Genomic DNA, 13,501 nt, shown 5'->3' on the forward strand with positions numbered 1-13,501 from the left:
TTGAGATAACCGAGGAAGAGATAATTCGCATTTATGGTTTACGCTGGGACATCGAAGTTTACTTTAAGATGTGTAAATCTTTTCTCCGTTTGGCAAAAGAATTTCAGTATCGCAGTTATGACTCGATGACAGCGCATACCACCTTGGTTTGCATTCGCTATATGATGTTGGCAGTAGAAAACCGTGAAAACAAGGATAGTAGAGCCAGCAGCAACTTGTTCTATGAATATTGCGATGAGGTTGCTGATTTAGATTTTACACAAGCCTTTTTATATAGTTTAGACTTGTTTACCAAGACTCTACGGGAAAATTTATTCCTTTCCGAATCAGTTATAAATCAAATACTTGATTCGTTTATGGAAAAGTTGCGAAGCTTTATTAGGAAGAGGCTGTGTTTTAATGCGGCCTAGTCTTCAATTTGTCAACTGCGAAAGTTGAGTTATGTATATTACTATTGCAAAGTTTTGAGGAATCACTCCATACACTTGAAGCCCCATCACAAACATTACAGCAAAAAAGTAAATAGTTATGTACAACCCATTACCCCTCATTAATAACCCGATAAAGCTACTCCGATACGTGAATGACAGATAACGTTCTGGGGATTCCCGACGCGCCATATTACTTTCATATTGGCTAAGTGTCGGGAATCCGCTGTTGTACGATGGGTGGCGCTTCAAAGAATTACCAAGACAATTCCCATACCTTTGGGTTATTTCTAATTGAAATTTTCTTTCGATATTTGTTCCAAAACTATTGCCCTTGGTAAGAATCCAAATTGCTCGTAAAATTGAAAAACCTGTTCATTTCCAACCGCTACACTGACTCTTTTGGTTTTTACAGATTGCCGATCCAACCAATCCAGTGCTCGCTTCATTAGCAGATGACCAAAGCCCATTTTCCGATAGGTATCATCCACGAATATTGACTCTATTTCGCCATGAGTCTGGTTACAAATGGTAACACAATATCCTATGAATTTGTTTGAATCTTCGGTTTGTATCAAATCGATACGTAACTGTCCGGACTTCGTCTCCTGCAACCAATGTTCTTTTCTTTGGGCAAATGTTACTTGGTGAATTTGTTGGGAAAAATGTGTGGAGATATTTTGGTGATGCTCATTTAGCCTTTTCCACAACGGACCAACTTGCTCTAGTAGCTCCTCGCCACCCTCTAGAAATCTAATGTTGACCACAAGCCTTCTCCCCTTTTCTAGAAACCTTACCGACATTCACTTAATTTATTTCTTTGCCACCTGTCGTATAACGTCCCGAGGGTTTGCGACGTCGGGTTATTACATTCATATTTGCTCCGATGTCGCGAAACCCTCTGTTATCTGTAGTGCCGGCAAATCTTTGCTAGCATGACCAAGAAATATATCTGGAATAGAGCTGGTCCCTACAACTATCGGCCTTATGAATAATGAGAAGTTCATTATCATGCGTTTTATTCGGATGGTCTAACATTATAATTGTTTTCTCCTCATTCGAACCATGTTTCCCATAAACCTTTTTCTTTTCGAATGTGGACAATTTGTCCTATGTGATGTGCATTGTGAATTGCCAAATGGGCTAATGAGGTCCACCAAGATTCATCTCTATCTGGGTGAGTCCGACTATCCAACTTAGCATCATCGCACTTGATTATGGCCTCTTCCCATTGGACAAATAGGTTATCTAATCTATGTTGCAAATCATCCCAGCTCTCTACAATTTCACCGGAATCTTTAACAAACGTCTCAGCGTTGGACATTTTAAGAGGTGGTACACTACTGTCCTTAAACCGTTGCAAGTAGCGTTCATTCCAGAATACAAGGTGATGAATTATACCAAAGATTGAATTTGTAGATTGCCCAACATTTTGGGCAGCCTGTTCTGCAGTTAGCCCTAGAAGAGCAACGCTCAACGATCCTTCCGACCCTTACCTTGTCTCACATGAATCAACATTCGATTTGAATCAATATCCATCACCTTAAGGCTCACAACTTCGCTAACTCTCAGACCTGCTGAATAAGTTAACATCAAGATCGCCCTATGCTTAACATTCATCACTTGTTTAAATAACCGAATTACTTCATCTTTACTTAGGATATCCGGTAACTTTTCAACTCTTTTAAGATCAAAAATGACCTCTTCATCTTGAAATACATTAAGAAAACGTCTGATACATTGCTCAGTATCAGCTATTTCCCAGTACTTCTCTACCGGATTCCATCGGTTTGTTATTTGTTTGATTTTTTTTACTCGTTCAGGGCTGTAATCAAACGTAATAATAAGGTTATGGTTACTTCCCTTATTTACATAAAACGTCATAACACACTCCTGATTCATCTAGCTGTATAATTCACAAGTTTTGTGATTAGCACGTCATTATTATCTATCAGCCAGAATATATTTAGGACAAACTTCGTCGTCAGAAGTCAAATACCTCCTTATGAACTGTAATTAATTAACACTATTACAGTTTTTTTCTTTTTGTGAAAATAGCCCATTTGCATTATATCATTCATCAGTGGTGCCGCGCAGCGGCATGGGGATTTGATAGTGCAAAAAAGACCAGGGTTACCCCTAGCCTTAATTATTATTTCTTTATACTTTAAGACAGTAACAGAAAGATGCTTTGTAGCAACCCATTTTAAGGCTTACCTCTGACATCTCGAACAATAAACCGTTGTACGTCCAGCGAGACGAATTCGTTCTAACGTCTGCCCACAGACTTTACAGGGTTCTCCACCCCGTCCGTATACTTGTAATTCCCGCTCGAAGGAACCTTTTTCCCCATTAGCATCCCGGTAATCTCGAAAAGACGTACCCTGGGCATCGATTCCTGCTTGAAGAATGGTTTGGATAGCGTGATGGAGCTTTGATATTTCCTCTGCAGCTAGGGTATCCACTCTACGTTCGGGAGATATTCCTGCCTGAAAAAGTGATTCATCCACATAGATATTACCTAAACCTGCTAGGAGATGCTGATCGAGTAGGGCTGCCTTAACAGAGAGTTTTTTCTTCCCAAAACGCTCCTTTAAGACTTCAGGTGTGAATTCTGCCTCTAAGGGCTCAGGTCCTAACTTACATAGGGATGATCCGCTGAAGCACAGCGGGGTGGGTATGGCCTGAATACGCCCGAATTTCCGGACATCTGAAAAATGCACTTCCCCTTTTTCCAAGCGAAAAACCACGTGAGTATGCTTTTCCGGTTCCTGCTTCTCCGGGAAATAATTCAAGCGCCCAGTCATTCTCATATGCGCAATTAGTGTTAAATCTTCATCTAATCGGATTAAAAGGTATTTACCCCGGCGGTCAATCGTTTGAATTCTTCGGCCGGTCACTAACTCCTCGAAGGACTGATCTTCCCAACTGCAGACAGCTGAGGACCAAATAAGCTTGATTTCTACAATTTTTAAATCCGTAACGTGCTGGGCTAAAGTTCTTCGAATCGTTTCCACTTCAGGGAGTTCTGGCATGTTCTTTCCTCATTCCTTAATCCTTCGGTTTAAACGGCTGCATTTCATACCAATTCGGTCCAACTTTACATTCCACTGTCATCGGCACAGATAATGGATAGGCGTTTTCCATTTTATCTTTCAGCATATGGGCGACACCTTCTAAATCCTCTGGGGCAACTTGAAGCAATAGCTCGTCATGTACTTGAAGAAGCATGTCCGCCCGAAAAGGTTTCAATCCTTCTGCTACTTTAAGCATGGCTAATTTCATGATATCCGCGGCTGTACCCTGCACAGGGGTGTTCATAGCAATCCTCTCTCCAAACTGGCGTTGAACTCGATTGGAATGAAGTAGCTCTGGAATGCGCCTTAGACGATTTAACAGGGTGCGAACTTGGCCCTCTTTTTTAGCCTGTGTCACGACGTCTTCCAGATACTGTTTTACTCCACCATAACGTTTAAAATACTGCTCGATATAGAACTTTGATTCTTTGCGTGGAATCCCTAAGTCCCTTGATAGACCAAACTCAGTTAAACCATAGACTAAACCAAAATTGACTGCCTTAGCACTTCGGCGCATGTTCGAGGTTACCGCATCAAGCGAGATACCAAAAACTTCGGCTGCGGTCCGAGTGTGGACATCCTGTCCCAGGGCAAATGATTCACAAAGAAGAGGATCTTGAGAATAGTGAGCTAAAATCCGCAGCTCTATTTGAGAATAATCCGCGGATAGAAGTACCCATCCGGGTTCCGTGGGATGAAAGACTTTTCTAAGCAAGCGCCCCTGCTCCAGTCGAATTGGGATGTTCTGCAAATTCGGTTCCGTACTCGATAAACGACCGGTTGTCGTTACGGTTTGTTGGAAGGTGGTATGAATCCGGCCATCCTTCGCTTGAGCGAGTAAACCATTTACATAGGTAGACATCAATTTATTCAACTGCCGATAGTCGAGAATCTTCGTAACGACAGGATGAGCTAAGCGCAATTCCTCTAAGGTCTCCGCATCTGTGGAATAACCTGTTTTCGTTTTCTTTGCAGTCGGTAAGCCTAGTTTTTCAAAAAGAATGGTTCCCAACTGTTTCGGGGAATTAATGTTAAAGGTTTCCTCAGCTAGGGCATAAATGTCCTGTTCTAACTGTCTTAAGGTCAGACTTATCCCTTCGCCAAAGGTCGTCAATTGCTCGGAGTCCACGGCGATTCCGTGTCGTTCCACTTGCGCGAGCACCAAGCTTAACGGTTCTTCGATGTTATGCAGTAGTTCTGAAAGGCCAAGTGATTGAATTTCTTCTTCAAACTTAAGGGCGACTTGAGCTAAGGCTGCCGCTTCTTCAGCAATAGTTTCGAAAACCGCTTGATTCGGAACATATTCTTTAACTAAATCAAGGGGCGCGAATTTCGGTCGCGAGGATTGAATTAGATAGGAAGCTAAGCTTAGATCTAGGGCTAATCCCTTCATGACCACTCCTTCATTAGCAAGTAATAAAGCCACGGTTTTACTGTCCGCCAAGGTCTTAGGAACCTGGTAACTCCCCATCAATTTCAGCCACGCTTCAAAAACTCTCGTAGACGCATCCTTACGAGTCAGTTTAAACGTCTCACCTTGGGTAGCCACTCCCCATTCTAACCAGCGCCCCCCTTGTAAACCGGTTCCCTCATAACGACAGGCTAACGTGAGTGGAATATTCTTGGCTTGCCACTCTCCGATCTGAGCAAGCCAGCCCTCTTCTGTCAAGGTGCGTTCTGGCCAATTCTCTAACAACGCTTCTGGGCTTTCACTTAAAGGTCCTTCGTCATCTTTATGACGCTCATGCCACAAACGCGTCACATTCTTCAGATCATATTTTTGCAAGACAGGAAGCACTTTGGCAGCTTTTGAGCGGCGATAAACAAAATCGTCGCTAGAAAACGCCAGCGGAACCTCTGTCAGCATCGTCGCTAGCTTTTTGCTCAAGATTGCCTGATCTGTATAGTCCCTCAAATTACTCTGTACCTTTTTACCGGATACTTTATCAACATTCGCTAAAACGCCCTCAACCGTTTCAAATTCCCAGAGTAATTTTAGCGCGGTTTTCTCTCCGATTCCTGGAACCCCAGGGATATTATCGGAGGTGTCACCCATTAGACCCTTAAGATCAATGATTTGATGGGGACGTAGTTGGTAACGTTCCCATAAGGTCGTTTCATCGTAACGTTCGACTTCACTGATTCCTTTTTTGGTCAGGAAAATATTCGTCCTGGGTGAAATGAGTTGCAGGGCATCTTTATCCCCTGTATAAATCTGAATTTTCATTCCCTGTGCTTCCGCTTGTTTGGTTATAGCGGCAATCAGGTCATCTGCTTCATAGCCCGCTAGCTCAAGCATAGGGACTTCCATTTCCGTTAATATTTCTTTGAGGTAATCAAATTGAGGGCGCAGTCCCTCCGGGGTTTCTTTACGTTGCGCTTTATACCCGGCATACTGTTCAATCCGAACCGTTGCCTTAGTTTTATCGAAAGCTACCACCCAGTAATCTGGATGTTGCTCATGTTCCAATCTAAAGAGCATGGTTAGAAAACCATGCAAAACATTCGTTGGTCGCCCATCGGCCGTGGTCAGCGGCGGGAGCGCATAAAACGCGCGATTTGCAAGGCTGTTTCCGTCTAATATCACCATCCGTGGCATCCTGAAAACCCCCAATCTTTCACCGTTAACTATATCATATCTGCTAATTTCTAACAAACGATAGGAGTGCTTACTGGGTTATGTTTATTAGAAATCTCGAGTAGATCTAAGAGTATTAATCAAACTGAAGGAAACCGAAAGTTTTCCGAATCAGAAGAGCCGACTACCAGAATAGGCAGTCGGCTCTGGGTGAAGCATGGAAAAGTTTCTGTTACTTTTTTCTCTGAACTGATTCTAAAAGATTGCAACTTCCCATGTTGAAGGAAATTGAGCAAATGACTCTGGGGGTACATTCTTAGACCTCAAGTGGCAAGATAAATTCATTCTCAACTGCGGACTGAAGTCCCTTGTCATAGTTTATAAGTTCAACGATATAACCTAGACCGGGGATCTGATGTAATACCGCTGCTACTACCGGGGAAACCCGAGCAGCCGTAATGAAAGTGGCGAGTATAAAACAGGCCACGAGCGTACTCCATTTGCGAAACTTCCATGTCTTTTGGCTTTTTATTCCTTGGGCTAAACCCTTTCGAATATAATCGTTAAGATCAGTGGGTATAGGCATTTCAGTAGCTCGAGGCTTGGCTAGAACTAGTTCATCATGTTCACATTTAAAACTATTTTCGAGACCATCCGAGGCATCTAATTCATTAAGAGCCTCTATTTCTTCTATCGTATCATTTGTCATCCTTTTTACCTATCTCATCCTTCTTAGCGAGCTCACCCTTCTTACCTAACTCATCCATCAACGCAAGCTGGCTAGCGTTATTCTCTATTCTTTTACTCCCACCCATTCTTCTCGCTCAGACATGACTATCCCCCCTTTCTCGAAGAAGTTCCTTGAGCTGTTTATACGACTAACAGTAAACAAGTAACCAATTCCTGAGTTCAGGATAACCGGGGGTATGACTAAAGTGGACATCCGGTGGACTTGTTATCCGATGGCCAAACTCTACTAGAGTTAAAATCCACTTGAAGCAAGCATTCCTTAAAATTCATATTGAGAAAGGACTTTTTTCGCCCTTAGCTGGGACAAATTTAAGGACTGCCAGGGTTGCTTTTGAGATAACCTTTCTTGTTGTTGCTCTAAATAATCTTTAATATCAATTGACATTCTTTCGTCATCAGTCATTCCATCATCATTAGACATTCTTTCGTCATTAGCCATTCTTTCGACCAAATTTACTATCCCTGGTATACTATCATAGGACAAGTTCCTCAAATAATAAGTATCTAGCCTACCAGTTTCGAAATACCGAGCTATATTATTTTTGGCGATCAAAACATCGATGTTGGCGAAATTAAGGATCATATAAGCTATTATTGTGATAACTATATACGGTTTAAGCAGAGAGATCCGTTCATTCCAGATTTTATAAAACGCTACCGCGAATAAGACAAACAGGAACATCATGAAACTATGAGTTAACACCCTTAAATATGTATACCCAAAGGCTGCTTCATAAAGTGACATTCTGAAAAAAGCTGATGTAAGGATTACCATGGTACAGAGAACAAGGAGAGAGTGCAAAATACGAACAGTTCTTGCAACTAGTTTTCCATCTTTTCTGGTGAATCTAAGACTGCTTAATAAAAGACTAAAATTAATTAGCGTGACCATTAATAATTCAAAGAAGCCTCTTCGTGCATATTGTGCATACGTGAAATCTGCTGGCAGAGCATTATTTAAGGAATCAAACATATAGCCAAACTGAATAAGTGTAAAGCTTAAATAGACACAATTAATGAGACTCAATATAGTTATGGAGATAACCGGATCCCAACTGTTCTTTATTGTTGCAGTGTCTCCTTGCTGCATCTGAGTTTTCATCCTGTCATTGGGTCTTAAGAAGCTCCAAGTATAGCTAAATACAAGGATACTTATGAGAAAAGCAAGCAAACTCTGTAATGAAAAATCAGTCATGTTAATAGTTCCAAATGAGCTCGTTATCTCATCTATGAAATGCTTGAAAACCCTGTCGGCAGACGTAAGGAGGGTAATGATAATTATTAAAAGGGGAATAGAAATCGCCAAACCGATAAGAACTTTCTTGATAACATCCTGCTTTTCATGACTCTTGCTAATACGCATAGAGTTCAATACCACTACAAATGGTTTAGCGGTATTGCCCAAGGCACGATTAATAATTCCCTGAAAAATGTCTTTAATAAACCTTGCCTCAAACCACTTGTGTTTGTTTTCTTCATTGATCAAGATCGTTTGGGCGATGATTAATATGGGTATAATCAAAAAGTTTAAAACCGCAAAAATTTGATTTGAAAAGATGAAATACGTTGAAGACAAGGCGATAATAGGTATACTCAAAAAACATCCTACTTCAAATTTAAATTTTACCTTGTGGCGGAGATTCCCTAAAAAAACGATATAGAATGCGCTGACAAAAAGCGGGTAGGAAATCCCGAGTGGTTTTTTATAAAATAAAATATTAAAGAGAACCCCTAACAGGACTGAACAGACCAGGAGGTAGATATCCTCTTTTTTGACGACAGTTTTGTTAGCCTCAGCCTCTTTTTCTTGAACTATCACTAAGTCCTCCATATGCTTATTGCCCCTTTCAAAGATTATCTATTTAGAAATATCATCATCTTCATACGTTAAAATATCTCCGGGTTGGCAACACAATGCTTTGCAGATGGCCTCTAGGGTGGAAAAGCGTATGGCTTTTGCTTTATTGTTCTTTAGAATTGATAAATTTGCTTGGGTCAGGTCTATTTTTGAAGCAAGTTCAGATGAACTTATCTTTCGTTTTGCCATCATTACGTCCAGGTTTACGATAATTGACATATTACAGCCAGCCTCCATTATATTGTTAAATCATTTTCTTCTTTCACGATCACGGCTTGTCGAAAAACCTCCGCTAAGATAATCGAGAAAAATCCAGTGATGATAAACATCAAAAAGCCATGAGTTACCAATAAGATATTTGATTCCCTCAAGGACATAATTTGAGTGAGAAAGTCATTTATCCTCTTGCCAGTCTGTATTCTTTTCTCCGGCTGTGAGTGATGAGAAAAAAGCCACGCCATTCTTCCTAGACTCAACCATAGAGGAACTGGTAGTCTTAGATTGGTATCAAGGATCGGCGAAATGGGTACTTCTCTTAATAAATCCGTAGTTACTATTTTGCATTTACTAATATTTTGAGCTGTTTGAAGTGCTCTCTGTAAATCACTCGAAAAGCACAGGTCCCAGTTGTTATAACATAAATCCACCGGAATTTGTCGCACGTCAGCGATATCATACTGCCTTACCCACTCTTTAAATTCTCCCGAGGTTACTACTTTTTGAGATGAATGGATTACTTCAAAGTGTCTTACCAAACCAATTCTCATTTTTCCTCCTCAACATCAAGAAAATGACACCATCTGAAATGCAACGTGAAGTAGTTCAGACTATAAATCCTCATTTTACAGTGCTTCATTCCATAACATCGCCATCTTTTTTTCTCTGCCATGCATAATATTTATTACCACGTGATTTTACTGATTCAATACCTTTTTCTTTGATAATTTTCAAGTTATCTTCTATTACATATCCATAACTATTCTTTAGAAATTTCAATTTATCACAGTTGTCAAAATCGCTACATTGCCAGCATCCATGATACTCTTTGGATTTTATGCATTTTAACGCCTTACAATCATGTGTATTTCCGCCAATAGAGCAACCACCTTTTTCTTGACATGTAGCTTTACACTGCAATTTTATTATTCCGTCAAGAATTCATAAACTCAGGCATTTGTTTAAAAACATCGAAGTGCTTACCAACTCCGTCCCATATTTGGCTTTCACTTATATCCAGATGCTCTCCCAGGACTTCCCAACTTTTTCTTTTACTACACAACGTAAGAAACCTATCTAATTCATGGTTCATAATCAATTCTTTTAATTTATATGCAGTTTCATATATTTCTTTTTTATAAAACATACAATCACAACAAGTTAATCCGCAAGGACATACTAATTTCTTATCCATAATTACTCCCCCCAAAAAATATTCCTTTCATTCTATTATTTCTGTAATTCCATCTTTCTCGTGTCTTTCCTTCATTTGTTTATCAAATGGATACTCTTCGCATTCAATACCTTCCAAATCCGGGCAAGGACGCCCAGCCTCTCGCATGGTCTGCTACATTACTTCCCAAAATATCAACATTGAGATCATCACCAATATGAATGCACTGTGTAGGAACTTTACCTATTTCCCACATGCCTGCATAAATATCCTTTTATCAGGTTTGGAGTAACCTCTATCGCGTAATTGATTGACAAAATCTTCTTCCTTACCATCAGAAACTTTTTTAGTTTGAAATATCTGGGAAATCACCGTCCATAGTTATTTTCTTCCTTGTACCTCTACCCCTTGGTATTGCTGTTTTTGTTGGCATTCTGTGTAACATCCTGTTTATCAGGGAACGTGAACCGTTGCCCTTAATAATCTATCGGTCACACTTACCAGCGAATGTAACGGTCTAAAAACAGAAAAGAGCTGGTAATTTCTTACCAACTCTGCTAAACCCTTGATATTGCTGTGTTTTAGAAACTGTGGTGGGCGAGGGGGGACTTGAACCCCCACATACTCACATATATCGGATTTTGAGACCGACGCGTCTGCCATTCCGCCACTCGCCCAGATATAATTCCGTCAGATGAATCATGACGGCCTAGTTATAATAACACTAAACTTAAGCCTTAGTCAAGCTTTTTCGCCAAATTAATATCCGCCGTTTCTTGGAAAACTCCAATGGCTCGCAATTTCTGATATCGCTTTTCCCGTAGTGCTTCGGGACTTTCCAAGCGCAGACGCACGAGATACTTGGAAATGACCTGAGATAACTCTTCGGCGGTTTGATTCAGGTTATTATGAGCCCCACCCTGTGGCTCACGTACTAATTCATCCGCTACTCCAAGTCTCAACAAATCTTGTGCTGTAAACTTAAGAGCGGCGGCTGCTTCCTTAGCCTTAGACGTGTCCTTCCAGAGAATTGAGGCACAGCTTTCTGGGGCAATCACTGAGTAAAAGGAATTCTCAAGCATCAAGACGACATTGCCCACCCCAAGCGCAAGAGCTCCGCCACTTCCACCTTCACCGATGACGGTACTGATCACGGGGACGTGATAACCTGACATGGCGAGTAGGCATCGGGCAATAGCCTCACCCTGCCCTCGTTCCTCGGCCCCTAAGTCACAGGCGGCACCGGGAGTGTCAATAAACGTCAAAATCGGACGCCCGAACTTTTCAGCCTGATCCATCAAGCGCACCGCTTTACGATATCCTTCTGGATGAGGCATGCCGAAATTGCGCTTAATATTCTCCTTTGTATCTTTACCCTTAACCTGAGCGATCACGGTCACCGCAATCCCGTGGAAAAGAGCGATCCCGCCAGCAATCGAGAGATCATCTGCAAAAAGTCGATCCCCTTTTAGTTCTATGAAATCCTCAAACAACAGGGGAGCATAATCATAAAAGTTCGGACGCTCGGAATGTCTGGCAATTTGGACTTTTTGCCAAGGTTCTAGGTTTCCGTAAATCTCCTTCTTCAGAAGAGCTGCTTTCTTTTCAAGGGTAACCACTTCTTGAGAAAGGTCAATTCCCTTGTCAGCGGAAAACTTCTGGAGTTCCGAAATTTTCTGTTCTAGTTCCGCAATCGGTTTTTCAAATTCAAACAGTTGCGCCATACTGAGCCCCCTCCTGATGGTACCGCAGTAAGCGTGCTAAAACAGTCCGCATCTGAGTACGCGCCACAATCAGATCTATTAGACCATGCGCTTGGTTAAACTCAGCCGTCTGTGCTCCTGCCGGAAGTTCTTGTCGCATGGTCTGTTTGATGACACGAGGTCCCGTAAATCCTATCAAGGCATTGGGTTCAGCAATCAAAATATCCCCCAGCGAAGCATAGCTGGCCGTCACCCCACCAAAGGTAGGATCTGTGAGCACAGAAATATACAGCAAGTGGCTTTCCGCTAATTTTCCCAAAGCTGCACTCGTCTTGGCCATCTGATACAGTGACAGAATTCCCTCTTGCATCCGAGCACCACCCGACGTGGAAAATATAACGACTGGCAAGCGCAATTCCATCGCTCGTTCAATCGCACGGGTAATTTTTTCCCCTACGACAGAACCCATACTGCCCATCATAAAACTTGCTTCATTAAAAGCGATGACAAAAGGAACTCCTTCAATTTTAGCGCGCCCTGTCAGTACCCCTTCAGTCATACCGGATTTTTCCTGAGCCTCAAGGAGCTTTTCTTGATAACCGGGAAATTCCAAAGAATCTTGGGTGAGTAATCCCGCATCCCACTCTTCGAAACTGTTTTCATCCACCAGTAAGGCTAAGCGATCTCTACCTGAAATCCGAAAATGGTACTCACAGGTCGTACACACTCGCGCGTTTTCCTCGAGATTTTTATTAAAGAGAACTTCCCCACACTCCGGGCATTTGACCCATAGACCATCGGGTACTTCTTTCTTGCTCACTTGTATGGCTTCTTCAGTTGGAGAAACATCAGAAGGTCTTCGTTGCTCCGGCAATGTCGATCGTATGGTAACGTACTTTGTTTTTCTAAAAATATCCTTAAACATAATTAGCTCCCCATGGCGCTAGTTATTATTTCGTGCGCTTCCTCGGCTTCAGATTCCGGTACCAGAATTTCCACTGAAGCATGTTCGCCGAGATGTGCAGAACCAATTGGGCGAAGCTGAACAAGCATCCCTTCATCAGTGAGGATTTTTTTATACTTTTCGGCTATTAACTTATTGGGAGCAATATAAATCACGGTCCACATTTGAAAATCCCCCTTATTAAATCGATTTATGATACCATAGCCCAATTAATTGTGCAAGAAACGCACTCTATTCCTCACCATTCAGGGTAGATCGTGATTTGGAATACTTGGCTATCAAAGCCTTTTCTACATGCTCAGGTACAAAATCTGAGACACCAGCATGCAAACTGGAAGCCCACTTGATCGCACTTGAGCTTATAAAAGAGAATTCGCTCTGAGTCATCAGAAAAATCGTTTCAATATCCGGTGCAATCTTTTTGTTCATTAAAGCGAGTTGGAATTCATATTCAAAATCAGATAAGGCACGCAGCCCTCGAAGAATAGCTATTGCACCACATTGTCGGGCAAATTCCACCGTTAGTCCCCCAAAAGCACGGACACTAACATTCGGCATGTCTTTTGTAGCTTCTACGAGAAGTTCCATTCTCTCTTCTTGAGTAAACAAGGGAGTCTTTTTACTATCAGTAGCAACCGCAATACAAACCTCATCAAACAACTCTTTGGCCCGAACTAATATATCGAGATGACCATTGGTTACCGGATCGAAGGTTCCCGGATAAATCGCAATACGCACTTTGTCTCTCCTTTT

Annotated in this window: 16 protein-coding genes and 1 tRNA gene; 1 reads left to right on the forward strand and 16 read right to left on the reverse strand. The window is 41.6% G+C overall.

The features are described from left to right. Window positions 1-410 (forward strand): transposase (locus tag JL57_RS29640; RefSeq protein WP_034145479.1); only part of this gene is annotated, 410 nt, incomplete at its 5' end. A 308-nt stretch (window positions 411-718) separates the two neighbouring features. On the opposite strand, the gene JL57_RS29645 is transcribed toward JL57_RS29640, so the two are convergent. From JL57_RS29645 to coaD, 16 genes are all read right to left on the reverse strand, one after another. After that, the gene (locus JL57_RS29645) at window positions 719-1,195 is read right to left on the reverse strand and encodes a GNAT family N-acetyltransferase (protein ID WP_291300755.1); all 477 of its coding nucleotides are present in this window, start codon (window positions 1,193-1,195) and stop codon (window positions 719-721) included. Between the two features lie 287 nt (window positions 1,196-1,482). Beyond that, complete coding sequence (locus JL57_RS29650; protein ID WP_291300756.1) at window positions 1,483-1,905, reverse strand: DinB family protein; 423 nt, start codon at window positions 1,903-1,905, stop codon at window positions 1,483-1,485. Continuing rightward, window positions 1,902-2,312 (reverse strand): tyrosine-type recombinase/integrase, encoded by a 411-nt coding sequence (locus JL57_RS35935; RefSeq protein WP_291300757.1) that lies wholly within the window; start codon window positions 2,310-2,312, stop codon window positions 1,902-1,904. The genes JL57_RS29650 and JL57_RS35935 overlap by 4 nt, the downstream gene beginning before the upstream one ends. A 329-nt stretch (window positions 2,313-2,641) precedes the next feature. Then, on the reverse strand, window positions 2,642-3,463 hold the full coding sequence (gene mutM / locus JL57_RS29660) for a bifunctional DNA-formamidopyrimidine glycosylase/DNA-(apurinic or apyrimidinic site) lyase (protein WP_034145482.1): 822 nt from the start codon (window positions 3,461-3,463) through the stop codon (window positions 2,642-2,644). A 16-nt stretch (window positions 3,464-3,479) separates the two neighbouring features. Beyond that, window positions 3,480-6,104, reverse strand: a complete 2,625-nt coding sequence (gene polA / locus JL57_RS29665) for a DNA polymerase I (RefSeq protein WP_034145483.1) — start codon at window positions 6,102-6,104, stop codon at window positions 3,480-3,482. A 295-nt stretch (window positions 6,105-6,399) separates the two neighbouring features. After that, complete coding sequence (locus JL57_RS29670) at window positions 6,400-6,792, reverse strand: DUF4179 domain-containing protein (RefSeq protein WP_034145484.1); 393 nt, start codon at window positions 6,790-6,792, stop codon at window positions 6,400-6,402. Window positions 6,793-7,092: 300 nt separating this feature from the next. After that, a complete protein-coding gene (locus JL57_RS29675) occupies window positions 7,093-8,652 on the reverse strand; it encodes a DUF4153 domain-containing protein (protein WP_291300758.1) in 1,560 nt (519 codons plus the stop codon). A 39-nt stretch (window positions 8,653-8,691) separates the two neighbouring features. Further along, complete coding sequence (locus tag JL57_RS29680) at window positions 8,692-8,910, reverse strand: helix-turn-helix transcriptional regulator (protein ID WP_034145485.1); 219 nt, start codon at window positions 8,908-8,910, stop codon at window positions 8,692-8,694. Between the two features lie 17 nt (window positions 8,911-8,927). Beyond that, window positions 8,928-9,458, reverse strand: a complete 531-nt coding sequence (locus tag JL57_RS29685) for a histidine phosphatase family protein (protein ID WP_291300759.1) — start codon at window positions 9,456-9,458, stop codon at window positions 8,928-8,930. A gap of 85 nt (window positions 9,459-9,543) precedes the next feature. Next, window positions 9,544-9,828, reverse strand: coding sequence for a hypothetical protein (locus JL57_RS35940; RefSeq protein WP_291300760.1), 285 nt, complete (start codon window positions 9,826-9,828; stop codon window positions 9,544-9,546). Between the two features lie 13 nt (window positions 9,829-9,841). Further along, complete coding sequence (locus JL57_RS29695) at window positions 9,842-10,102, reverse strand: hypothetical protein (protein ID WP_034145486.1); 261 nt, start codon at window positions 10,100-10,102, stop codon at window positions 9,842-9,844. A gap of 570 nt (window positions 10,103-10,672) precedes the next feature. Continuing rightward, window positions 10,673-10,758 (reverse strand) — tRNA-Leu (locus JL57_RS29700). Between the two features lie 60 nt (window positions 10,759-10,818). Beyond that, window positions 10,819-11,805, reverse strand: a complete 987-nt coding sequence (locus JL57_RS29705; protein WP_034145487.1) for an acetyl-CoA carboxylase carboxyltransferase subunit alpha — start codon at window positions 11,803-11,805, stop codon at window positions 10,819-10,821. Continuing rightward, a complete protein-coding gene (gene accD / locus JL57_RS29710; protein ID WP_034145488.1) occupies window positions 11,789-12,709 on the reverse strand; it encodes an acetyl-CoA carboxylase, carboxyltransferase subunit beta in 921 nt (306 codons plus the stop codon). The genes JL57_RS29705 and accD overlap by 17 nt, the downstream gene beginning before the upstream one ends. 2 nt (window positions 12,710-12,711) lie before the next feature. Further along, window positions 12,712-12,912 (reverse strand): DUF2007 domain-containing protein, encoded by a 201-nt coding sequence (locus JL57_RS29715; RefSeq protein WP_034145489.1) that lies wholly within the window; start codon window positions 12,910-12,912, stop codon window positions 12,712-12,714. Window positions 12,913-12,979: 67 nt separating this feature from the next. Then, a complete protein-coding gene (gene coaD / locus JL57_RS29720; protein ID WP_034145490.1) occupies window positions 12,980-13,486 on the reverse strand; it encodes a pantetheine-phosphate adenylyltransferase in 507 nt (168 codons plus the stop codon). Window positions 13,487-13,501: the final 15 nt, after the last annotated feature.

The sequence above is a fragment of the Desulfosporosinus sp. BICA1-9 genome (assembly GCF_000802135.1).